25 protein-coding genes and 1 riboswitch are annotated in these 24,773 nt (G+C 33.6%); all 25 genes read right to left on the reverse strand.

Annotation, left to right across the window (positions count from 1 at the left end; all coding sequences use genetic code 11):
* Positions 1–7: 7 nt before the first annotated feature.
* On the reverse strand, positions 8–1,387 hold the full coding sequence (locus P3F81_RS06325) for a cobyrinic acid a,c-diamide synthase CobB (protein ID WP_147668729.1): 1,380 nt from the start codon (positions 1,385–1,387) through the stop codon (positions 8–10).
* Between the two features lie 23 nt (positions 1,388–1,410).
* Complete coding sequence (locus tag P3F81_RS06330; RefSeq protein WP_147668731.1) at positions 1,411–2,031, reverse strand: precorrin-8X methylmutase; 621 nt, start codon at positions 2,029–2,031, stop codon at positions 1,411–1,413.
* 13 nt (positions 2,032–2,044) lie between these two features.
* A complete protein-coding gene (gene cobK / locus P3F81_RS06335; RefSeq protein ID WP_147668733.1) occupies positions 2,045–2,815 on the reverse strand; it encodes a precorrin-6A reductase in 771 nt (256 codons plus the stop codon).
* A complete protein-coding gene (gene cobJ / locus P3F81_RS06340) occupies positions 2,812–3,501 on the reverse strand; it encodes a precorrin-3B C(17)-methyltransferase (RefSeq protein ID WP_309320785.1) in 690 nt (229 codons plus the stop codon). The genes cobK and cobJ overlap by 4 nt, the downstream gene beginning before the upstream one ends.
* A 35-nt stretch (positions 3,502–3,536) precedes the next feature.
* A complete protein-coding gene (locus P3F81_RS06345) occupies positions 3,537–4,586 on the reverse strand; it encodes a cobalt-precorrin 5A hydrolase (protein ID WP_147668735.1) in 1,050 nt (349 codons plus the stop codon).
* Complete coding sequence (cobM, locus tag P3F81_RS06350) at positions 4,583–5,338, reverse strand: precorrin-4 C(11)-methyltransferase (RefSeq protein ID WP_147668737.1); 756 nt, start codon at positions 5,336–5,338, stop codon at positions 4,583–4,585. The genes P3F81_RS06345 and cobM overlap by 4 nt, the downstream gene beginning before the upstream one ends.
* A gap of 5 nt (positions 5,339–5,343) precedes the next feature.
* Positions 5,344–5,931, reverse strand: a complete 588-nt coding sequence (cbiT, locus tag P3F81_RS06355) for a precorrin-6Y C5,15-methyltransferase (decarboxylating) subunit CbiT (RefSeq protein WP_147668739.1) — start codon at positions 5,929–5,931, stop codon at positions 5,344–5,346.
* Positions 5,931–6,551, reverse strand: coding sequence for a precorrin-6y C5,15-methyltransferase (decarboxylating) subunit CbiE (gene cbiE / locus P3F81_RS06360; RefSeq protein WP_147668741.1), 621 nt, complete (start codon positions 6,549–6,551; stop codon positions 5,931–5,933). The genes cbiT and cbiE overlap by 1 nt, the downstream gene beginning before the upstream one ends.
* The gene (gene cbiD / locus P3F81_RS06365; RefSeq protein ID WP_147668743.1) at positions 6,536–7,642 is read right to left on the reverse strand and encodes a cobalt-precorrin-5B (C(1))-methyltransferase CbiD; all 1,107 of its coding nucleotides are present in this window, start codon (positions 7,640–7,642) and stop codon (positions 6,536–6,538) included. Before cbiD ends, cbiE begins: the two co-directional genes overlap by 16 nt.
* A gap of 134 nt (positions 7,643–7,776) precedes the next feature.
* Positions 7,777–7,950: riboswitch (cobalamin riboswitch) on the reverse strand.
* 51 nt (positions 7,951–8,001) lie between these two features.
* Entirely contained in the window at positions 8,002–9,570 is a 1,569-nt protein-coding gene (locus P3F81_RS06370) for an ArnT family glycosyltransferase (RefSeq protein WP_147668745.1), read from the reverse strand.
* Positions 9,571–9,584: 14 nt separating this feature from the next.
* A complete protein-coding gene (locus tag P3F81_RS06375) occupies positions 9,585–10,568 on the reverse strand; it encodes a lysylphosphatidylglycerol synthase transmembrane domain-containing protein (protein ID WP_147668747.1) in 984 nt (327 codons plus the stop codon).
* Complete coding sequence (locus P3F81_RS06380; protein WP_147668749.1) at positions 10,561–11,412, reverse strand: ChbG/HpnK family deacetylase; 852 nt, start codon at positions 11,410–11,412, stop codon at positions 10,561–10,563. Before P3F81_RS06380 ends, P3F81_RS06375 begins: the two co-directional genes overlap by 8 nt.
* A gap of 32 nt (positions 11,413–11,444) precedes the next feature.
* Complete coding sequence (gene folE2, locus P3F81_RS06385; protein WP_147668751.1) at positions 11,445–12,233, reverse strand: GTP cyclohydrolase FolE2; 789 nt, start codon at positions 12,231–12,233, stop codon at positions 11,445–11,447.
* A 22-nt stretch (positions 12,234–12,255) separates the two neighbouring features.
* Positions 12,256–12,930, reverse strand: coding sequence for a 7-cyano-7-deazaguanine synthase QueC (gene queC / locus P3F81_RS06390; protein ID WP_147668753.1), 675 nt, complete (start codon positions 12,928–12,930; stop codon positions 12,256–12,258).
* A gap of 148 nt (positions 12,931–13,078) precedes the next feature.
* Positions 13,079–13,723: a ribulose-phosphate 3-epimerase gene (rpe, locus tag P3F81_RS06395; RefSeq protein ID WP_147668755.1), complete on the reverse strand. Its 645-nt coding sequence runs from the start codon at positions 13,721–13,723 to the stop codon at positions 13,079–13,081.
* A gap of 1 nt (position 13,724) precedes the next feature.
* A complete protein-coding gene (gene rsgA / locus P3F81_RS06400; protein ID WP_147668757.1) occupies positions 13,725–14,600 on the reverse strand; it encodes a ribosome small subunit-dependent GTPase A in 876 nt (291 codons plus the stop codon).
* A gap of 16 nt (positions 14,601–14,616) precedes the next feature.
* Positions 14,617–16,479 carry a Stk1 family PASTA domain-containing Ser/Thr kinase gene (gene pknB, locus P3F81_RS06405; protein WP_147668759.1) on the reverse strand — a complete coding sequence of 621 codons (1,863 nt, stop codon included), beginning with the start codon at positions 16,477–16,479 and terminating at the stop codon, positions 14,617–14,619.
* A gap of 19 nt (positions 16,480–16,498) precedes the next feature.
* Positions 16,499–17,218, reverse strand: coding sequence for a Stp1/IreP family PP2C-type Ser/Thr phosphatase (locus P3F81_RS06410; protein WP_147668761.1), 720 nt, complete (start codon positions 17,216–17,218; stop codon positions 16,499–16,501).
* A gap of 39 nt (positions 17,219–17,257) precedes the next feature.
* Positions 17,258–17,686: an FHA domain-containing protein gene (locus tag P3F81_RS06415; protein ID WP_309320182.1), complete on the reverse strand. Its 429-nt coding sequence runs from the start codon at positions 17,684–17,686 to the stop codon at positions 17,258–17,260.
* Positions 17,687–17,715: 29 nt separating this feature from the next.
* The gene (gene rlmN / locus P3F81_RS06420) at positions 17,716–18,759 is read right to left on the reverse strand and encodes a dual-specificity RNA methyltransferase RlmN (protein ID WP_147668765.1); all 1,044 of its coding nucleotides are present in this window, start codon (positions 18,757–18,759) and stop codon (positions 17,716–17,718) included.
* 8 nt (positions 18,760–18,767) lie between these two features.
* A complete protein-coding gene (gene rsmB / locus P3F81_RS06425) occupies positions 18,768–20,099 on the reverse strand; it encodes a 16S rRNA (cytosine(967)-C(5))-methyltransferase RsmB (protein ID WP_147668767.1) in 1,332 nt (443 codons plus the stop codon).
* A 14-nt stretch (positions 20,100–20,113) separates the two neighbouring features.
* Complete coding sequence (locus P3F81_RS06430; RefSeq protein WP_147668769.1) at positions 20,114–20,875, reverse strand: DUF116 domain-containing protein; 762 nt, start codon at positions 20,873–20,875, stop codon at positions 20,114–20,116.
* Between the two features lie 12 nt (positions 20,876–20,887).
* Positions 20,888–21,826: a methionyl-tRNA formyltransferase gene (fmt, locus tag P3F81_RS06435; protein WP_147668771.1), complete on the reverse strand. Its 939-nt coding sequence runs from the start codon at positions 21,824–21,826 to the stop codon at positions 20,888–20,890.
* Positions 21,826–22,284 (reverse strand): peptide deformylase, encoded by a 459-nt coding sequence (gene def / locus P3F81_RS06440; protein WP_147668773.1) that lies wholly within the window; start codon positions 22,282–22,284, stop codon positions 21,826–21,828. The genes fmt and def overlap by 1 nt, the downstream gene beginning before the upstream one ends.
* Before the next feature lie 93 nt (positions 22,285–22,377).
* A complete protein-coding gene (gene priA / locus P3F81_RS06445; RefSeq protein ID WP_147668775.1) occupies positions 22,378–24,759 on the reverse strand; it encodes a primosomal protein N' in 2,382 nt (793 codons plus the stop codon).
* Positions 24,760–24,773 lie beyond the last annotated feature (14 nt).

Below are 24,773 nucleotides of genomic sequence, written 5' to 3' on the forward strand. Positions count from 1 at the left end.
CAACCTCTTAGGATTTACTTGCAAACTCTTTACACTGTAAGACAAATTTTTTTGCAAACTGTCTATTGCCAATAAAATGCAAGTGTAAATAAGAAGCAAGAATATTATCTTTTGCGTATCCAGCTTTATATTGGATTCCAGTTCGCACCTTTTTCATCTCAAAAGCCCAAGCAAAATTATCATCTATTGGCTCAGTTGATGAAAAATGGAATTCATGTCCACGCAATAAGTCCCCCTTGTTCGCTAAGATATTATCATTTAAGCTTTTCGCTTCAACGTAACCTACCGTTTGCAGTTTTGTATTTAATTTACACCGCGCAGGAATAATATTTACCATCGGATGGATTTCATTGGAAAAATCACAAAGTGATGCCGTTAAATACATAAAGCCACCGCATTCAGCGTAAATAGGTATCCCAGACTTGCTTGCAGCTTGGATACTTTGTTTCATTTTTTGATTGTTCGCCAGCTGCTGGGCAAACATTTCAGGGAATCCTCCACCAAAAATCAAGCCGTCTACCTCTGGGATTTGGGAATCTTGCAAAGGGCTAAAGTAAACAATCTTTGCTCCTAAAGTCTCTAAAACCTTCAAACTCTCCTCATAGTAAAAAGAAAATGCTTCATCACAGGCTACACCAATGGTAACTTCATAGGAATCTTCTAAAAATTTTGGTTCAGAATGAGACGTGCTTAAAGGAAGACTTTGTTTTGCTAAATCAATCATTTGCGGTAAATCAATTCTGTCTTGAACAAAGGATGCAATTTTATCGACTATTTTACCAATCTCATTTTCTGTTGTTGGTACCAATCCTAAATGGCGTTCAGGAATAACTAATCCTGCATCACGATAAATTGCGCCTAGTACAGGAATCTTAATTTTTTCCATTGCATGACGAATAATCGCTTCATGCGATAGAGATCCTACTCGATTTAAAATAACGCCTCCAATATTGACAGAGGGGTCGTATTTTTTAAAACCTAAGGCAATTGCCGCTGCACTATCGCCCATTGATTTAACATCTAGAACTAGAACTACAGTCGCCTTGAGTTTTTTTGCAATTTCTGCTGTACTGCTAATCCCATTTTTCCCGCCATCATAAAGCCCCATCACACCTTCAACAATTGCAATATCTGAGTTCTGTGAGGAATTGATAAAAAAGTCTTCTAATTCCGTTTCAGACAAAAGCCAAGTATCAAGATTGTGAACAATTTTCCCACTGGCAATTTTATGATAGCCTGGATCAATGTAGTCAGGTCCGATTTTATATGCTTGCACTTTAAAACCTTGCTTTTTCAATGCAGCAATTATTCCCATTGTAATTGTAGTTTTTCCAGAACCACTATGCGCTGCCGCAATAATAATACGAGGAATTTTACAAACAGACATCATGAACTCCCTCTTTATCCTTTTTATAACATATATAAAATTGCATTTGTAATCGCAGCTGCAATCGGACTGCCGCCTTTATTTCCACGAACGGTGATATATGGTACAGGTGAAGTTTCCATTAAATGCTCTTTAGATTCAGCAGCACCAACAAAGCCAACCGGCACACCGATAATAAGCGCCGGATAAATTTCTTCTTGTTGCATTAAATGTAAAATTTCAAATAACGCCGTCGGGGCATTACCAATTGCTACAATAGAGCCGTTTAAAGCTTTTCCAAAAGAGCGTACAGCAGCCATAGAGCGAGTAATTCCCTCTTCTTTTGCTTTTTTCGCTACTTCTGGATCAGCGATCAGACAATGAACTTGTCCACCATATTCAGCTAAACGCTTTTTGTTTATTCCTGTCCTTACCATCTCAACATCAGTATAAATATCAGCTCCATTTAATAGCGCCGCTTTTGCCTTGGAAATTGCATCTTGATGAATTTTTATAATTGGCGCATATTCTGGATCACCTGAAGCATGGATAATACGGGAATACACCTTTATTTCTTCTTCGGACAAATGATACTCTTTTAAATATGGAGCAATAATTTCCATACTACGACGCTCTATTTCTGAAGGAATTGTAATAAAATTCATGAGTTTCTCCTTTTTATTGATTCATTTTATTTTTCTCTAATAAGTAAATCACTTCTTCTAAAGTATTGGCAACTGTCTTGTACGCTAATTTTGGACGTGCAATCATAATAATTGGAATGTTTAGCTCAATTGCTGCACTGATTTTCGTATCAGTACCTCCAACCGCGCCGCTATCCTTTGTGATAATCACATCCGCTTGATATTTTTTATAGAGCTCTCGATTTAATGTCTGAGAAAAAGGCCCCTGCATTAAAATCAACTGATTTGGCATAAATCCCATAGAAAAGCACTCATGTAGTACAGTTTCATCGGGCAAAACTCTCGCCACTAAAAAATATTCTTTATTTCCAAGTAGTTTAGCAAAATACTTTAAATTACGGCTTCCTATTGTTAAAAATATTCGTTTTCCTATAGCAGCAGCCAAGCTTACCGCTTCATCATAATCAGTCACAATAGACATTTTATCATAACTTGGCAGGGCTGTTTTAGCCCGTTCATACCGAATATACGGGATATTCAATGTCTCACAAATAGCTAATGATGTTTTGGAAACATTCATTGCATATGGATGTGTTGCATCGATAACTGTTGTAATACTATGCGCAACAATAAAATCACGCATAGTTTTAGCATCTAATACTTGAGATTGTACTTTTATTTCTAGATTTTCATAGAGAAATTCACCGTATTTGCTAATTACAGAAGCAGTAATTGAAAATCCAAGTTGCTGTAAAGAAATTGCTAATTCACGTGCATCTTGAGTTCCTGCTAAGATTAAAATCATAATTGATAACCTCTAGGTGTTATCATATATTGATCTTCTATGTACGTCTTGCTGTTCCCAATAATAACCAGGGAGAACATATCAATATGCTCTTGGGTAAAATGCTCTAAATCGGATAATATCGCCGCTTCTTCTTCGCGCGTTGCACTATGAACGATGCCAACTGGCGTTGTCGGTGCTTTATACTTTAACATAATTTCACGAATTTCTTGGATTTGATTTACGCGTTTAATACTTTTAGGATTGTATAAAGCAACGACAAAATCACCTTGAGCAATCAATTCCGCTCGTTTTTTGATTAATTCCCACGGTGTAAGCAGATCACTTAAGCTGAGTACTGCAAAATCATGCATCAATGGAGCGCCTAAAATAGCTGCGGAAGCATTTACTGCACTTATTCCAGGAATAATTTTAACTTCTGGACGTAAGGATTTTTCTTGCTGCATGACGAGTTCCAAAATCAAACCAGCCATGCCATAAATCCCAGAATCGCCGCTGGAAATTACAGCTACGTTTTCACCATTAACAGCTGCCTGAACAGCTAATTTACAGCGTTCAATTTCTTGCATCATTGCAGTTCCAATTACTTTTTTTTCAGCTAATATTTTTTCAATTAACTTTATATACGTATTATAGCCTACGATCACATTCGCATCAGTTATTGCCGCTAGTGCTTTTGGTGTCATATGGTCAAAGGACCCCGGGCCGATGCCAACTACACTTATTCTTCCCAAGCGATTGCTATTGTTGTCTTTATTAGTTTCGTCTTTGGTAATACTATTTTTTTTGATTGACTGGCAATCATTGCTGCTGCTTCGCATACATTTCCAACTCCTATTCTTGACTGAACAAATGCTGAACATTCAAGTTTATATTTATCAATTGCTTGCTTTAATTCATGATTAGAATAAAAATAAACTGGTTTATTTATCCTTTTGCAAACTGTTAACAATCCAGTTTCATCCTTTTTTACGATAGTACTTGCAAAACAACGAATTTGCTCTATCGTAATATCTGCTATTTTACAAGCCTGTGTAAGTGAAGAAAAAATTTCTTCCTCGGTTACTCCTTTTCGGCAACCAATCCCAATAACTACTTTACGTGGAGATAAAATCAATCCATCCGATAACGAAAAATCTTTCTTATCCGTTATCAACACTTTTATTCCATCAGGTAAAGTTTTTTTGCTCATATCAATTGGAATTAAATTAAGCTGCTTTTCTTGTGCTTTTTTTAAATACAATGCAAAATTCTCCATCGTTTGATCGATAAAAAAAGGAACTGACGCTTGGTTAGCTATCGCTAAATTTACTTTTTTAAGCATAGTAAAAGAAGCTATCGTTAAATTCAAATCAACAGCAACCATATCAGCGGCGACTTTGTTATGCACATCTGTAGCAGTTGTAATCACCGGATCTGCCTGAACTGTTTTCGCGATTTCAATTGCCAAACGATTCGCTCCTCCAAGATGTCCGGATAATAAGCTAATGGAATGATTTCCCATTTCATCTAGTACAACAATCGCTGGATCCTTTTTTTTATGCACGATTAAGGGCGCTATGATTCTCACAACAATTCCCGTTGCCATGATGAAGATAATGCCATCATACGCTTGAAAAATATCACTTACTAATCCCTTTAAGGAGTCAAACTCTACACCGAACTCTTTTTTTGTGCCTTTTTTACAGAACATATCCGCGTTTTTTCCCCGGCTAATTTTTTCTGCTAGCTTTACTCCAGTACTCGTCAATGAAATAACAGCTAATTTCATTTTGCATCTCTATACATATGGGCAAAATCAGGTGCATATAATCGTGATAGTTCATAATTGCTATCTAAACATTTGCTAACGACAATCATCGCCGTTCGCGTAATATCTTCATCTTTAATTTTTTCAACAATTGTACTTAAAGTAGCACGAATAATTTTCTCCTCTGGCCAAGACGCCTTTTGCACAATCGCAATTGGTGTATTCGCTTCATAACCGCCTTCAATTAAATCAGCAACAACTTGATCAAGCATATGTACACTTAAAAAGATACACATTGTCGCTTCATGTGCAGCCAAACTTTTTAATTTTTCTTTTTCAGGGACAGGTGTTCTTCCTTCATTTCTAGTAATAATCACCGTCTGTGAAACATTTGGCAATGTATATTCTTGTTTTAAAGCTGCTGCCGTTGCTAAAAATGAGCTAACACCCGGAATAACACAATATTCAATACCGCATTTGCTTAATGCATCCATTTGTTCTTGAATTGCGCCATAAATGCTAGGATCACCAGTGTGTAGCCGCACAACCATCTCATTGTTTTTCACGCTTTTTTTAATCACTTCGATGACTTCACCTAATGTCATTGAAGCACTATTATAAATTTTACAACCTTGTTTTGCAAAAGAAAGCAGTGCTGGATTTACCAGTGAACCAGCGTAAATAATAACGTCTGCTTCACTTAATAATCTTTGTCCTTTTACTGTAATGAGTTCAGGATCTCCAGGCCCTGCACCGATAATATATACTTGCATTGTTATTACCTCCTATTTTTTAATTTTGTACAAGAAATAATCGTAATTGGATTTTGTGCTTTTCCCATATGATATCTACCGATTGCATCAAATCGTGTAATTTGTGCAGAAAAGGCGTGATATGAATAATTTTCCATTTCTTTTAAAAATTGTAACGCTTCATACATTGTTTCAATTGTAATTGCATTGATAATTAGACGTCCGCCAACTTTTAGTTTATCATCAATAAATGTTAATATTTCTGACAATTTTCCGCCACTACCGCCGATAAAAGCTACATCACAACTTGGCAAATCTAAAAGGGCTGAAGGCGCTTCACCTAAAATCGCAGTAAGGTTCTTCGCCTTAAACTTAGCCGCATTTTGCTGAATTAAATCAATTCCCTCGTGATTGCGCTCAATCGCATATACATGACCGTTTAGTGCTGAAAGGGCAGCTTCAATAGATAAAGAACCAGTCCCAGCTCCAACATCCCAAATAATACTATCAGGATTAATTTGGGCCTTAGCAATTGTTAGAATACGAATTTCCTCTTTTGTCATTGGTGTTTTCCCACGAATAAATTCATGATCGGGAATTCCTAGATAATACATTATGCTATCACCACCACTATACAATTTTTATATTCGACGGTAGAAGCAGCTTCTTGCAATGTCATTGTCACAATAGATTCATTCTCATAAGATAAATGGGAACAAGCGTAAAGCTGCACATTTTGGGGCCAATCATTTTTTAAAAGAAGGCTAGCAATCGTAGCACTTGTATATTTTGAATCAGTTAAAAAACCAAGTTTGCGCCCTTTTGAATACTTAAGCCGAGCTAAATCAACCTCTCTCCCATGTAAACTAATTAAATCCGCATCATGCCAAGGGAGCGCCAATCTAGCAAAAGCAAGCTGCATAGAGCTTATTCCCGGAATAACCTCAATACAGGAAAATCTTTTATTTAAAGCTGCTAGAAAGCTATAATACCCCGGATCACCTGAAACCATCACTACGACATCTTGGCTTTTTAAATTTTCCTCAATAAAAGCAAGTGCAGCTTCGATCTCACCTGTAATTGCATGAGTTAGCGCCATTTTATTTTGAAATGAGCTTAACGACCGCTTACTGCCAACTAAAACCTTTGCAAAATCAATCGTTTTTTTTGCAATTGGTAATAAATAATCTTCTGATCCTGGGCCTATACCAACGACAATTATTTTATGTTCCACCCTAAAACTCCTCCGATTTTTTTTGCATTTTCATCTATTCCTAAAATTGTACCATCTAAACTGGTGATAACAGCGCCAATACAAATTTCATTATAAACGTAGCGCATTGCTCGATAACTAATTCTTTGTGCAATCAGATCATAAATTCCTTCAATATGATTTTCTTCTAAAATTTCAATTGCAGCTTCTGTCGTAGTCGTATTTAAAATATCTCTAACTACTCCTGTAGATGCTCCTAAAGAAGCTGCATACACCGCTAAAATTTCAAGACGAGCATCTGCAACTCTATTATGTGTATGAAAAATCCCACCGGCAACTTTAATTAATTTTCCTAAATGACCAACAAATAAAATATTTTGAATCTTTCTTTCAGCTGCACTTTCCAGCATAAAGCCAATAAAATTACTAGTCTGTACTATTGCATCTGCCCTTAACCCAAAATTGTCAATACAAGCATCATATCCTATTTTCCCAGGAACAAAAATTAAAGTATCTAGCCCTTTTGCTTTAGCAACATCAATTTGAGGTGCCAATGAATCTTTAAAAGCTTCCTCTGACATAGGTCTTACTATTCCAGAGGTGCCAATAATGGACAATCCTCCCTCAATACCTAAAATTGGATTTAATGTTTTTTTCGCTAACTCAACTCCACGAGGAATGATAATCGTAATTTCACAGCCATACTCTTCTTTTAATATTTCTTTTACTACATTGGTAATCATTTTTCTTGGTCCGGGATTCACCGCTGGTTGTCCTACTTTAGCAGCTAACCCTGGCCTAGTTACGATTCCTACTCCTGTTCCAGCTTTAATGATAATGTCTTTATGCTGAGCAGAGATGAGAACTTTAACTTCGATGATTATCCCATTTGTAATATCCGGATCATCACCAGAGTCCTTTCTAACAGCAGCAAATATTTCATTTTCGCTCTTTTTTTCCACATGTTCAATCGGAATCGAAAGTATTTCACCCGAAAGCGCTTGAATATTTACTGTGTTGAGATAGCTTCCTTTATGGGCTAGCAATGCTGCCTTCGTAGCTGCAGCCACACAGGTTCCTGTTGTAAACCCCGATTTTAAAAATTTTTTCAAAAATAAAACCCCCTGCAAAGGCAGAGGGTAAAAAAACGCAAACAACCACATATTAAAAATAACAGTTGTAGAAGCTTAATTACCCACCTGCCCATCATCCGTAGGTCGCTTATAAACAAGGCTGTTTATAGTAACGGTGTGCGTTAAAACAGGTAGGTCTCCTGGCTAAAATCATCATATCTTTACGCCTTCCCAGCAATCGCCAGTGGCATAGGTAAAGATACTCATTAATACAGTGGCGGGACCGCGCCGGTATCACACCGGACTTCCCTTTTAAGCAATTAAGCACCTGTTTCCTTAGTCATTTATCTTCTCTTATTTCAATATCTATAGATAAAATCCTGCTATATAATAAAAATTTACTTTATAAATCTAGTCTCTACTAGTATGAGTTTATTATCGATTTGGTTAATTATTGTAAGTTGATTTATCGTAGACTGTGGCAATCTATCATAATCGATATCTCTTAGAATAAAATAGGTTTTCTTATTCGTAAAAACTTTTTCTAAATCAGGAATAGATTTAGGAGAAAAAACTAGCTCATTGCCGTAAATTCCACTATAGAAAGAAATTCCTGGGCGAAGAAATTTAGAAATATAAACATCGCTAGTTCCATCATATTGCTCTAAAAAAACGTTACTTACATGCTGACTCGTAAAATCAGGTGCAATTTTCGGAAATAATAAATTTACTAACACAGCAGAAAAAATCATCATTCCTACTACCTGACTTTTAAAAGCTATCTCAATATTTCGTTTTAAAAGAAAGAAAATCGTTACTAAACACATCAGGATAATGGTAGAAGCTAAACTGATAAACCCAATTTCCGCTTGTGGCATTTCTTTTATCCCAATTGTACAGCCATAAACAAAAGTTGCCGATAAAAATAGTAAGCATCCAATCCAGCCCCAAGACCTTTTGGAACCAAAATAATTTCTACCGGTTAACTTATCAAGATACCATCCCACCAACATTGCTAATGCTGGAAACATTGGCAGTATATACGATACAAGTTTTGTTTTTGATATAGAAAAAAACAATAAAATGATTACTGCCCATAGATTTAGAAATAATAAATGATCAAATTTTCCATAAGAATCGGAAAAAGATTTATAGATAGATTGAAAAAGCAAAGTTATCCAAGGGAAAAACCCAACTAATAATACTGGAAGATAATAATACCATAATAGTCCACTAGGATGCTCTGGCGATGTAAATCTCGTTATGTTATGAAAACCAAGAAAACTATCGATAAATGCACTTCCATGCAAACTATACATATAAATATACCATGGCAACGCAACCAAGCAAAAAATAATGCTTCCAGATAAAATTTTCATTTCAGATAAAAGATGAAATTTTTTTAAGCATACTAAGTACAAAAATACAATTACACCAGGAAAAAATAAGCCTATGGGCCCTTTAGTTAAAACTGCTAAGCCTGCAAAAATATAAAATGTATAATATTGTCTACTTAAAAATGCAAAGAGCGAAACCATTAAACAAAAATTTAATGTAATATCTGTAACAGCAGCTTTACCTAAATAAAAAAATTCAATACTTGTTACTAAAATTAAAGCACTATAGATTCCCACTTTATGATTAAATAATTTTTTACCATAAAAGTATATTGCAATAATACTAAGCAAAGATAAAAATGCTGATGGGAATCTTGCCGCAAAATCATTTATACCAAATACTTGATAACTCATCGCAACAAGCCAATAATACATCGGTGGCTTATCATACCAATATTCACCGTAAATCTTTGGAGATAAAAAATCATTCGATAAAATCATTTCTTTAGGAGTTTCTGCATAGACCGGTTCATCAGGATCTAATAAAGGAAATCCAGATAAATTAGAAAATATAGTAATAGCAGCAATTATTATCATGATTCCAATTGAAATATTTTTATTTGTTGACATCATAAACTCCTTTATTATTTTAACTGTTTTGTTAAAAATTCTCGTCCAAAAACTTTAATTGTATAATAAAATCCAATAGAAAATGGCAAATATTCTGCAATCATTCTCCAGGCAACAGCAATAATCCCTACAGTTCCTGATGGTAAAAATTCATTAAATAATAAAACAAATCCGCCTTCTGCAATGCCAGATCCCCCAGGAGTTGGTGCAAAATAAAGAAGAATATTGAGAAAAATCATTCTTCCCATAACGATTGCCCAATTTACATCGACTCCCATGCCTAAAAACAAAATAGGAACAACGCTATATAAAGCTAACAAACTTAAGCCCGATTCAACAAAAACCCTAAGCATACTTAATGGGGCACTTGATAGTAAAACGATAGCTCCTTTAATATCTCTATAAAAAGCGTATAACATACGCCTTTTTGCGTATTTTAAGCGTTTTGAAAATTTAATTACCAGATAATCTGTAAATTTATTTTTTAGCGCCCAAATGATGAAAAAAGTCCCTAAAACAATAAATATAGATATTCCAATTAATACATTCGTAGAAATCCAGGGTAACAAACTGTTATCAAAATAAAAAATGATAGGTAAACATAATAATAAAAATAAAATAGATACGAGCGTACGTACAATAACAAAGACTGTAGCTTTTCCTGTTGGAATTCCTGCATTGCGTAAAAAAATTAATTGTGCAACTGCTCCACCTGTTGCTCCAGGAGTTAATAAAGCTAAAAAATAATTCCCGAATATTACCTGAACAGCTTGCTGTAACGTAATATGTTCATTAGAAGCACGGACTAAGTGCATTAATCGAGTTCCATCTAAAATCAATCCAATGATAACCAAAAAAATGGTTACAATAATTGACCAAGGTTGAAATTCTGTTAAATGACTTAACGTATTTATATCTACTGTAAAGTAAATAACTCCACAAGAAATAATGCCTAAAAGTAAGATAAGAAATAAAAATCTCTTATAAATTTTATTCATTCGCCAACGCTCCAAACGAAACCAATTCAATTTTATTATGTCGTAATGAGTTTAATAAATTTTTATCAGTTAATGCGGATAATTCTTGATCCCAATGATATTGCCAATCAAATAGTTTTCGCAATTCACCAGTATTATACCCTGGATGAACCATGATTTCATTTACTCCATTGGGTAATTGGGAAATAATTTGGGCCAATGTAGCCTCATTCATATTTCCTCCAGCCATCATTCCCCAAAAATAATCAGGTGAAACAATATTTGCTTTTTTTAGTTTTTTTCTAGCGATTTGCGCAAGAAAACTCAAGCCACATTTTCCGATATATCTACCAAATGAAAACTCATGAAAAAAAAGATAATCTTCAGCGGGAATTCTAATTGCTTTTATTTTAAACTCTTTTGCAAGCGCAATAACAACATCGATCATCCCAGGAAGAACATGTAAATGTTGATGACTATCTAAATGCGTAATAGGTATACCTGTAGATTTTACTTTAGCAATTTGTGCATAAAATTCCTGATAAATTTCCGCTAATCTAACTGTTCCACAAATATATTTTTTTATAAAAGCAGGATAAGCCGAAGCAAAATTCCCCTCAGCATCAACTAAAGTAGAAATTTTTTTGGGCTCAAGGATAGGGCTTGCTGCAACTAATGTTAAATGTACTCCTACACCTACGCTATTTTCATTTGTATTAAGAAGATTTACTGCATGTTCAAATGCAGCGGCAACCGGCATAATCGATGTACTACTAATACATCCATGCATAGCCCCTTCCATTATTCCTTGGTTAATAAATTCGTGTAATCCATAATCATCTGCATTAATTATTAACTTTTTCATTCTATACTCCTCATTAATCAATTACCTAAGTATTATTTAACAAGTTCTGTATAATTTGCATATGCATTATGATTATGAATGGATTCATAATTTTCACATTCAATATCAAACCAATTTATGCATTCAAAAGTTCTTAGCGTGATAACCAGATCTCGAAGTACATCTTCGACAAATTTAGGATTTTCATAAGCAGTTTCTGTTACGAACTTTTCATCTTCACGTTTTAATAAGGGATAAATTGGAGAACAGGCTTGCCCCTCTAGTGCAGTTACTAAATCTTCAATCCATATTAAATCCTTTGAAGCATTATATTTTACTTTAACTTTCATTAAGCCACGTTGATTATGAGCACCATATTTTGATATCTCTTTACTACATGGACAAAGGGAAGTAAAAGGAACATTTACCCCTAAGATAAAATCTACATTTTCATCAATCGCTTTTTGCGCAATAAATGAACAATCTAAATCTAAAACAGATTTTTTCAGACTAATCGGAGCAACTTTTTCAATAAAATATTTGAAATCCATCTGTAAATATACAGTATTGGCCGATAGCTTTTCTAATGCATCATCTAATAAGGATTCTATATCATTACTATATATAGATTTTTGATTCCATTCACTTAAAATTTCAATAAATCGACTCATATGAGTTCCTTTATATTCTTTAGATAAATCAACAGTAAATTTTATTTTAGCTAAAACGCTTTGGCTTGTATTATTTTTACCTTTGATAAGAAAAGGTAAATGAACATCATTAACTCCTACTTTTTGTATAGAGATTCCTCTAGAATCAAAAATATTTTGGACATCTTTCAAATCTTTCACCTCTACTAAAAACCTATCTATTTATATATTCAATAGGGTCATTGACCCCAGCTTCCTCAAATCCACGCAATCTTAACTTACAACTGTCACAGATGCCACAAGCTTTTTCTTTTCCATTATAACAACTATGTGTATATTGCAAAGGCGCCATTAATTTTGTTCCTAATAATACAATCTCTTTTTTCGTCAAACGCAATAAAGGCGTTTCAATTTTTATATGTTTTTTATCTTGTATACTAGCTTTAGTAGAATAATCAGCTAAATTCTGAAACAATTGAATAAATTCCGGTCTGCAATCAGGATAACCTGAATAATCCAATGAATTTACGCCTATGAAAATTGTATCTGCTCCTATTGCTTCTGCATACCCTAATGCATAACTTAAGAAAATCAGGTTTCTTGCTGGAACATAAGTAACAGGAATATCTTTTCGTTCAATGTTACCGCACGGAACATCAATATTTTTATCAGTTAAGGCACTGCCGCCAATCGCATCCATATTCGTATCTATAATTAAATGATGTTTGACATTATAAAAATTTGCAACTTTTTTTGCACTTTCTAATTCAATCTTGTGCCGTTGATGATAGTTAAAACTAATCGGATATAATTCATACCCTTTATTATTTGCAACAGACATACATACTGTCGAATCTAATCCCCCAGAAAGTAATATAACTGCTTTCATTGTATACACCTCTTATATCACATCTATATTAACTTAATTTAACTTAACTTTATTAATCATACATTAACATTAACTAAATGTCTATCTATATCACGATTCCGACTCTAAGATTTAAGGACTATCCTTTCGCTTGGATAGCCCTTATCTTTTATTTTCGTAAATCCTCTATACTTTTAGCAATGTTATCGGACCCATAAATAGCCGAACCTGCTACTAAGATGTTTGCTCCAGCAGCAACTACTTGCGGAGCAGTTACTTTGTTTATCCCGCCATCAACTTGAATATCGATATTGAGATTTCTTGCTCTAATCATTTCTTTCAATTCTTTTATTTTCTTTAGAACCGAAGGAATAAACTTTTGTCCACCAAATCCGGGATTAACCGTCATTAATAAAACCATATCAATATCATCTAAAATTTCATTTATTGTAGTTAATGGTGTACCAGGATTCAGTGCAATTCCCACTTTCATATTATTTTCTTTAATATTTTGAATTATTCGATGTACATGTGGTGCTGTTTCGATATGGAAAGTAAAAATATCTGTGCCTGCTTTAGCAAATGAAACTACATAATCCTGAGGATTTTCTACCATTAAGTGCACATCAAAAATCTTAGTCGTTATTTTACGCAATGCAGCAATAACAGGAGCTCCTATTGTTAAATTTGGGACAAAGTGTCCATCCATGACATCTATATGTACCATTTCTGCCCCAGCTTGATCAATGTTCTTTATTTCCTCTCCTAATTTTGAAAAATCAGCAGATAAAATAGAAGGTGATATTTTTATCATCTTAAAATCCTCGTTTCGTTTTTTTTATTTCGTCCATTATTTCTACGTAAGATTGGTAACGATTTTCTGATATTGCAGCATGATCAACAGCATTTTTTATTTTGCATTGAGGTTCGTGAAGATGTAAACAGCTATTGAACTTACACGAACCTTCAACTTTATTAAATTCAGGAAAGCATTCAGAAATTGCCCGTTCATCTAAATCATTAAATTCGGTAAGACTAAAACCTGGCGTGTCAACAACAAATCCATGCTCAGGCAATGATAATAATTCAGAAAACCGTGTTGTATGTTTTCCACGACCAATTTTATCACTTACCATTCCTGTTTTTAAATTTAACTTAGGATTGATTCGATTTAATAGCGTTGACTTCCCCGCTCCTGATGGACCAGCAAACACGGAAATTTTATTATTTAAAAGACTCGTTAATTTTTCTACTCCCTCATGACTAACATTCGAAACCTTTATCACCGTATAGCCTATTTTCTGATATTCTTGTACTAAAGTTTCTATTTCAGCACGATTTAATAAATCAATTTTCGTTAGACATATAATGATATCCAGTTCGGAATATTCGGCTAAAACCAAAAATCGATCTAATAAACTAGAATTAAAATCCGGATTTTTAGCTGCAAAAGTGATAATCACTTGTTGAACATTTGCAATCAAGGGACGTAAAAGTACTGATTGGCGGGGAAAAATATTTTCTATTATTCCTGTTTCATCTCCAAGTAAGGTGTATTGAACTTTATCCCCTACACACAATGAATACCTATTTTTTTTAAAACGCCCTCTTAATTTACACTCAATTACAGAGGTTTCCCCTTGGACGTAATAATAACTATTATATTTTTTTATTATAATTCCGTCCTTCATTTTATCGTTCCTCGCATTAGTAATTTTCTTCCTTAACTAAATTCCCATTCACATAAATTTGTACTCGATATGGTGAGCTTGCATTAATTGTTTTATTAATTTTTTCATTCGCATAATGTGTGTTTTCATAAACAACTTTGCGTCCAGATTTATCAGTTACAACAAATTGGATGGATTTTGCTCCATTAGGCTCCTGAGGAACAACGAAAGTAACTTGTTGTTCTGATTTATTATTTTTTCCGCCTCTCGCTACAACGAAATCAATAGTTGAACCTTCAGCAATACTCGTTTCTGCCACAATACTTTGCTCAACTACACTATCTGGCGATACATTATAATTTTCAATCGTAGTAATCTTACCTTTTTGTAAATTTAAAGCTTTTAATTTAGTTTCTGCCTCTGATATAGACATGCCATGAAAATCAGGAACCGTAACTTTCTTTTCTTCTTCCCCTTTACTGATTACAATATCCACGCTATATCCTTTCATTACTTGAGTTCCCTGGCGAGGATTCTGCTCGACTACAGTATTAACTTTTTGGTCAGAAAAAACTTCATCCACTCGACCTAACTGTAACCCCATATTTTTCAGTTGAATTTCTGCTTCTCGTTTACTTAAACCTCGTAAATCAGGGGCTAATGCAACCTCTCCGCCTTTACTTATATAAATCGTAATCGCTCGCTGCTCTTTTACTATTGCTCCAGCTTCCGGAAATTGAGAAACAACTTGTCCCGCTGGAACTTTATCGTCATGAGTTTCTTCAACAGTCACACGCAAATTTTTATCTTCTAACATGTGTTTTGCCGCGATTAATTGCTTACCAACAACATTAGGCACTGCCACCTCATTTGCGCTCCAAAACTTTCCATAAACCAAAAATGTTCCGATAAAAAAGCTAACAACTAAGAGAAGAAATAAAGCTATAGGCAATTTATTTTTTAAAATTATTGATTGAAATTTAGTTGATTTATTTTCTTTCCTACCCTTATACTCTGTTTTGGGCAAAATTTGTGTAGCATATAAGTCAGAAACATTCTCATAGCTGTCTTTCTCAGACTTTATTAAATTTTTTGCGATGTTTAAATCAGAAATCATTGCACTAATATTAACATACCGATCGGAAACTCTTTTTTCCATTGCTTTTAAAACAATCGCCTCAAGCAAATCAGGAATCTCTTTGTTAAATTCTTTTATTGATTCAGGATTCTCTTGAATTTGTTTTAACGCAACGCTAACAGGTGTTTCACCTTGGAAAGGAACTTTTCCTGTTAATAATTCATACATAAGTACACCGAGAGAATAAATATCCGACTTGTCATTTACGCTTTCACCTCGTGCCTGCTCGGGAGAAAGATAATGAACAGAGCCAATGACGTTTCCTGAATAGGTCATCGTCGAAGAGGTTACTGCACGAGCTATTCCAAAGTCTGCAACTTTAACTCTGCCGGAATCAGTAACTAAAATATTATGTGGTTTTATATCACAATGCACCAAATTATTGCTATGTGCATGTTCAAGTGCTTCTGCTATTTGAAGTGAAATATTTAATGATGCTTTTACAGATAAAGCACCTTCACGTTGTAATTTTCCTTTTAATGTTTCCCCTGATACGAATTCCATGACAATATAATGGACATCTTCAAATCTTCCAACATCATAGATATTTACAATATTGGGATGAGATAATTTTGCTGCAGCTTGTGCTTCTTTTTTAAACCTATTAATAAATTCATCATCATCAATAAAATGAGCGCGAAGAATTTTTATGGCAACAAACCGATCTAATAATTGATCATGCGCGCGATATACTTCAGCCATTCCGCCGCCACCCACACGATCTAAAATAGCATATCGATCATCTAATATACGTCCTATCATCAGATACTCACCTCCTAAATTAAAAATCGCCAATTAAGATAGCTGTAATATTATCCTCGCCACCTGCTGCTATAGCTTTTTCAATAAATATATCCAAACTTTTTGATAGATTACATTGATTTGTTAATATAATGTCTTTCAATTCATCGTCTGAAATAAGATTTGTTAATCCATCGGTAGTTAACAATACATAATTACCCTGATTAACTTTCATATATCCCGTATCGACTTCTAAGTCTTCATTTACGCCAACAGCACGTGTTAACATATTGCGCAACGGATGAGTCGGTATTGATTCCTTTTCAATTTCTCCTTTTTCCAATAAGTCATTTACTAAGGAATGATCTTTAGTAATCTGTCCTAAATTGCCGTCTTTTAAAAGATATATTCTGCTATCTCCTACATGCGCCCAAAAAATTTTATTGTCAATAAACCAGACAGCGCTGACTGTAGTTCCCATTCCTTTATATAATGGATCCGCTAATGATTTATTATATATTATATCATTAGCATACAATATGGATAACTTCAATAACTCTCCATAATCCTCAACATATGTATGAATATGGCTATTAATATAATTTTTTATTTCTTTAATGACTAGGCTGCTAGCTACTTCACCAGCTAAATGCCCTCCCATTCCATCGGCAACAATATATAAATTAAATGCACCACATTCAAAATTATCTTCATTGGTTTTTCTGCTTAATCCAATATCTGACTTTGCATATGCTAACAATACTGATCACCTCTCAAATTCACAATAGCCTTTGTCCTTTTAATTCACTTGCTCATATTTTATAACAGTATTGCCCAATTTTATTATATCCCCATTATGTAGAACACAATGGGCATAAGATTTATCGTTTATTAGAATTCCATTTAAGCTTCCAGCATCGTAAATAATTCGTTTATCATCTTCATGCACAATATAAGCATGTAGGCGCGAAACACTACTATCAGATAACACTACCTCGTTGTTTATCATTCTACCAATATTAATTCGATATTTTTCAACAATAAAAACTTTTCCTCTATCTTGACCTTCTAAAATGGTAAAAACGGTTTTTGCTAATGAGGGTCGTTCCATTATAGATAATGGCAACTCTTCCTTATCAAAAATTCTAGTTCGCTGCTGCGTATATTCATCATCCTCTTGATTTTTTAATAAAGACTTTAATTTATCATTTATCTTATCAAAAAGCATTATAAACACTTCCCACATTAAAATAGATTTTAAGATTCATCCATAGATTTATTTCTTAATTGCCCACATGCGGCTTGAATATCTGCGCCCATTTCTTTTCTAAGCGTAACTGATATATGATTTTCTAGTAAAAAATTCATAAAGTTTGATATTTTCCTTTGTTCAGGGCGAAACCAGCCTCTTTCTTCAACAGGATTTACTGGAATAAGATTTATATTCGCTAGTTTTCCTTTTAATAAACCTACTAATTTTTTAGCATCTTCTATTGAATCATTAAAATCATTAATTAAAATATATTCATAGGTAATTCTTCGCCCTGTTTTTTTTGCATAATTTGAAGCCGCTAAAATCACCTGTTCTATATTATATTTTTTATTTATTGGCATTAATGTTGTTCTTATCGTATCATTCGCCGCGTGAAGAGAAACTGACAAAGTAATTGGGAGTTTTTCTTCTGCTAATTTATACATATTAGGAACAATTCCTGAAGTAGAAAGCGTAATATTTCTGTAGCTTAAATTTAAAATTTCTTTATCATGACAAAGCTTAATAAAATTCAGCACATTGTCATAGTTATTTAAAGGTTCTCCCGAACCCATAATTACAATACTATTAACGCGTTGTCCTTCTTTATTTAAAATTTTATTAATAAAAAAGATTTGAGCTAATATTTCAGCACCTGTTAAGTTTCTTATCATTCCATGTAAAGTAGAAGCACAAAAAGTGCATCCCATATTACATCCAACCTGTGTGGAAACACATACACTATTCCCATAATTATGCTTCATTAGAACGGTTTCTATCGCAACTCCATCATGATAGGCTAATAAGAATTTTGTTGTGCTTTCATCTTGTGAAATCTGTTTATCCACCAAATTAACTGTTTTGATAACAAAGACTTCATTTAATTGCTCGCGCATTTTTAGTGGCAAATTCATCATTTGTTTGAAATCTGTAACATTCCGTTTATATATCCATTCAAAAATCTGTTTTACACGATATTTTTCAATTTCTAAAATTTTTAGAAGTTCATATACTTCATCTATATAAAGTCCAAAAATATTTTTTTTCAAAAAAACACCTACTTATTTTTTAGCATTCTCGCAATAAAAAATCCATCAACATTATGAATATGTGGCCATAACTGAATCATTTTATTGTTTTGCTGAGATAAGTTTACATACTTTCTTGCATCATCAAGAATAAAATTCTCATGTGAAGCTAAAAAATCTTCGATAACTTTATTATTCTCTTCAACTTCTGTTGTGCAAGTACTATATACTAAAACACCACCCGGCTTAACAGCTTTTGCTGCACTGCTTAAGATTTCACCTTGTAATTCTGCCAACTCTTTTATTAATGTCTCTGTTTTCCGCCAACGTGAATCAGGTTTCTTTCTTAATACGCCCAAACCTGAGCAAGGTGCATCTACTAATACACGATCAGCTTGCATTGGATATTTATCACCAATTTGTTGTGCATCAATTAATTCTGTATGAATAATGGAGATGCCTAATCGCTTTGCATTTTCACTAATGATATTTAATTTTTGTTCATAAATATCGGTCGACAAAATTTTTCCTGTATCTTTCATCAAGGCAGCGATATGTGTGCTCTTACCTCCTGGAGCACTACATGTGTCAATGATAAACTCGCCTTCTTGCGGTGCAAGAACATGGGCAACTAACATTGAGCTTTCATCTTGTACTTGAAATAGCCCTTCATGTAGAGAAGCCATATTCGTCAACGTTGTATGTTTTTTACATAAAATTCCTTCCGGCGTAAGTAAAGAAGGAACAGCTTCTGCACCTTCACTATGCAAACGCTTTATTAAAGCTGCTCTTGTTATCTTTAATAAATTTGTTCGAATGGATAAATCTGGTGGACAATTATTAAAAGCACAGAGCTTTTCAGTATCAGCCTTTCCTATTTTTTCAATCCATCTTTCAACCATCCAAAGTGGATGATAGTATTTTAAGGATAAATATAACGCGATATCTTCTTCTGGCGTTGGATATGTTGCTTTCTCAGGATGGCGAATTATATTCCTTAAGACTGCATTAACCAACTTTGCCGTTCCAATATGTCCATATTTTTTTGCTAGCTCTACTGACTGATTACAAGCTGCTGAATCCGGGACTTTATCCATAAATAAAATCTGATATGCGCCCATTCGCAAAATATCTTGAATAATCGGGGAGATTTTATTTAATGGTCGACTCATATATCTATTTAAAATCCAATCTAAAGTTTTACCAACTTTTATTGTTCCATAAACTAATTCCGTAATAAACCTTCTATCCTGTTCATTTATTTGATGTTTGGAAAAAAGTTTATTTAATACAATATTAGCATAAGCTTGCTTTATATTAACATCATTAATAACTCTTAATGCTAGTTCTCTAACATTCATTTAGACACCTGCCATTATATTAAAAATTCTTTAATTGCTTTTTCTACTTCATTCACATTAACTCTTGTATTGTTACACGGACCAAAGGGTCTTTGATTCAACACCCCAATGACCGGTAATGGATATATATCTTGAATGCCACTAGTTAAATCACGCTCACACGCAATAGATAAAACTGCTTTAGGTTTCACTTTTTTTATTATTTGCCTTGCTAAAGTACCACCAGTTACAACAGCAAAAGAAAAGCCATATTTTTCAGATAATTTTAGTAAGTCGCCAATTTGACATCTTCCACATTTTTTACAATTTTTCACATCACGCGTAATTTTATGTGGACATGTTTCCTCCTGTAAACAATGAGGTGTAACTAATAATAAATTTTTAGCATAAATCTTAATACCGCGGTTTCGAATAATTTGATTGCTAACTTCAATAAAAGAACGTTCAATCTTTTCTTTATTTACATCTATCACTTTCCCAATTATAACAGCCATTGGAAACAAAATATTTATTGCTGCCCATGCCTGTCGATGAAAACATTGGATTGTTGGCCATCCTAGGATTGAAAAAACAATCCCCATAAATCCAAAAAAAATCGAAAATAAAAGCGCAATTAAAATTATTCCTAAAATAACTGGCAAATGTTCACTAATATTAGATAAGCCTAAAAAACTTATTTTCCAAACCCCATAGGTGGAAATTGAAGTGATTAATAAACTAACTGAAATTAATATGATAAATAATCTCTTTTTAGGTCGATTTATCGCGTTTATCAAATCCTCACCTACTTATTTTAAAACATCATTTAGCCTAATCCCATGACCATTTATATAGTCTTTTGCATGCATTCGACGTTTATTCGCCGGCTGAACTTCCATAATTTCAAGCATGCCTTCACTCGCCGCTACAATAAAACCATTTTTAGTGAAATCAATAACCGTTCCAGGCTCATAGCTATGAGGTTCTTCATTAACAACTTTACTTTTCCATAATTTCAAAACAGCCTCTTTGTTCATACAATAGCTTCCGGGCCAAGGCGATAAGCCACGAATTAAATTATGTATTTGTAAAGCATCTTTATCCCAGGTTATTTTTTCTAATTTTTTTGTTAAGAGCGGTGCATATGTAGATTTACTTTCATCTTGTTTTACTCTGGAAAGCTTATTCATCTGCAATAACGTTATCGTTTCTAATAAAGTTTCCGCACCTAAAATCATTAATTTATCATGAATAACCCCAGTGTCATCTTCATCAGCGATGTATACGTCTTTCTTTAATAACATATCCCCTGTATCAAGACCAACATCCATAAACATAGTTGTTACACCGGTTTTCTTCTCCCCATTAATTACAGCCCAATGAATCGGAGCTGCACCACGTAACATCGGTAGTAATGACGCATGAACATTAATACAACCTAAAACAGGTATATCCAAAATTCTTTTTGATAAAATCTGTCCAAAAGCAACCACTACAATCAAATCTGGTTGTAAACTCTCTATGAGATCTTCAAACTCATCTGTTTTAATCTTTTCAGGTTGCAAAACCGTTAAATTTACACTGCTTGCAAATTCTTTTACTGGTGAATAAATAACTTTTTGCCCACGCCCTTTGCGACGGTCTGGCTGGGTAATTACTGCGAGTATCTCATGATTTTTATGCAAAGCCTTTAAGCAAGGTACTGCAAAATCTGGTGTTCCCATAAAAATAACTTTTAACTTATTCATTATTGCTTACCTCTTGAAATACTTTTTGCTTTATCTATAAACAGTATACCCTCTAGATGATCAATTTCATGTTGCATTGCAGTTGATAATAATCCAGTTGCCTCAATTCGCACTTTTTTCCCGCGACGATTTAAAGCTTCTACTACGACTTTATCGTATCGTTCTACTTCACCAAAAATATTAGGAATGCTTAAACAACCTTCTGTATCAATTTTTTTTCCTTCTTTTTCAATAATGATGGGGTTAATTAACTCTATAATGCCTTCTCCAACATCAATAACAACGACTCTTACCCCTTCTCCAACTTGAGGAGCAGCTAAGCCCACACCATTTTCATGATACATTGTTTCTGCCATATTATCTAACAATCTTTTTACTGTTTTATCTATTTTTTCTACAGGGCTACATACCCTTTTTAATATACTATCTCCAGCTTTTTTTACTTCTAAAATAGCCACAATAAACTCTCCCTATTTTATATTAAATTCTCTTTAACTATAAAATTTTATCACACTAGACGAAAAAAATCCATGACATCATCAATCTGTCTGTTACAATGAATTCATTGGGTCAACATCAATTGTAATATCCTTCCTTTTATCTAATTCATTTTCACAAAGAAGTTGTTTTATTTTTCCCATTTCCCTACTTTTAATTAGAATATTCATTTTATAAATATCTTTTACCTTGACAACATTAGCACTAAAAGGCCCTATAATATTACATTTTACTGATTTCATCATTAAATGGAGCTTTCTAGCTAATATCTCAGCTTTTTTGATTAATATTTCTTCGACCATATCAAAAATTATAATTTTCAGCAATTGGTTGTAAGGAGGATAGTTTAAAATTTTTCGAAAGTTCATCTCTTCATGATAAAAACTTATAAAATCATGTTCTTTGGCATGCGTAATCGCATAATGGCATGGATTATACGTTTGCACAATAACATTTCCTTGATTTCCATGTCGCCCGGCTCGCCCAGAAGCTTGAGTTAAAAGCTGAAAGCCTCGTTCAGCTGCTCTAAAATCAGGAATATTAATTGTAGAATCAATACTTAAAATAGCTACCGCTGTTACATTTTTGAAATCATGTCCTTTTGCTACCATCTGAGTACCTAAAAGTATCTGATATTTTTCTTTTCGAAAATCATCCAGAATTTTTTCATATGCCATTTTTTTAGTTGTCGTATCTCTATCCATCCTTAGCACGCTTGCATTAGGAAATAGCCTGTATAATTCTTCCTCTAATTTTTGCGTGCCGGTTCCAAAGTATTTAATATATCTACTATAGCAATGCGGGCACTCTTGCGGTACTGTCTTCACCGAGTCACAATAATGACAACGTAAAATACCACTAAAGTGGTAAACCATTGGAACATCGCAATGATTACATTTTATAATATGACCACATTCTCTGCATAACACAAATGTAGAGTGCCCACGTCTATTTAATAAAATAATAATTTGTTCTTTATTTTCGAGAGTTTTCTTTATTAACGCATACAAATCATCTGATAGAATTGATCTTTTGCCTTTCGCTAATTCATTCCTCATATCCACTATATGAACACTAGGTAAATTGGAGTTGTTTACCCTTTTAGGTAATGATAGCAACTTATATTCGCTACATTGAGCTTTATAATAGCTTTCAAGCGATGGCGTAGCACTACCTAATAATAAAATTGCATTTGAATAAAACGTTCTCATTTTTGCCACTTCACGTGTGTGGTAATAAGGTCGTTCTTCTTGCTTATATGAAACTTCATGTTCCTCATCAATAATAATGACACCAAGATCGTCAAGAGGCACAAAAACTGCTGATCTAGCCCCAATAACTATACCAACTTCTTTATTATGCAACCTTTCAATCGCGTCATTACGTTCTTCAATGGATAATTTACTATGCATTACAACGATGTCATTTGAAAAATTTTCTTTAAATCTTTGAATCATTTGACTTGCTAAAGCAATTTCAGGGACTAAAATGATCGCCTGTTTATCTAACTTTCTAATTTTTTCTACAATATTAATATATACTTCTGTTTTACCACTACCAGTCACTCCATATAATAAAAATGTATCATGTTTTTTCTCGCATATTTTTGCAGTGACTTGTTCAATAGCATTTTCTTGTGACGGATTTAAAGATTTCTTTACCATTTGGAAGTGATAATCTTTGTAACTATCTCTTAACACTCGTTCATTTACAACGTGAATAAAGCCATCTTTCTCTAATGCATGAATTACCGAAGAAGAAAATTCCATTAATGTCTTTCGTGGAAGTTTTCTTTTTGTTAGCATTAGGTTTACTAAACGCAGTTGTGCTGGCTTATTTTTTAAATATATGTTCGGATCTTTATCACAAAATTCATTAATCATAACAAATTTTTCGAATTTTTCTTTCGCTCTACTTCGGATTTTATATACTTTTTTAATTTTCCCCTCACTTAATAGTCGCTCTAGAACTTTTTCCATGTCATATGTAGGAAAATACTTTTTTAAGCAATTCAAATTAAGCGGTCCATTTGCTTGCAAATATTTATAAATACAGCAACAATTTATCCCATTTTCCTCTAATGCTATCGCCTCATAAAATAAATCCACGCTAATACTTTTCTTCCCAGGGATAAAAAGCCTCATGCTTTCGCCTAGACTACATAAGTAATATGACGCTATCCATTTAGCTGTATCCATCATCTCTTGATTAAACCAAGCACTCTTGTCAATTACAGCAACCACTTCTTTTAATCCATCACAATTTTCAACAAAAGCGATTTCAACTACAAAACCCTCTAAATACTGATGTCCAAAAGGTACACAAACTCTCCAGCCAATATCAAGATAAGAAAATTGGTCGGGAACAATATAAGAATATCCTTTTGCAATCGTTTTTATTGGCATATTTATAAATATTTTTGCTACTTTATTCATCTTTTCACCATATT

The sequence above is a fragment of the Selenobaculum gibii genome, assembly GCF_030273445.1.
Lineage (GTDB): Bacteria > Bacillota > Negativicutes > ICN-92133 > ICN-92133 > Selenobaculum > Selenobaculum gibii.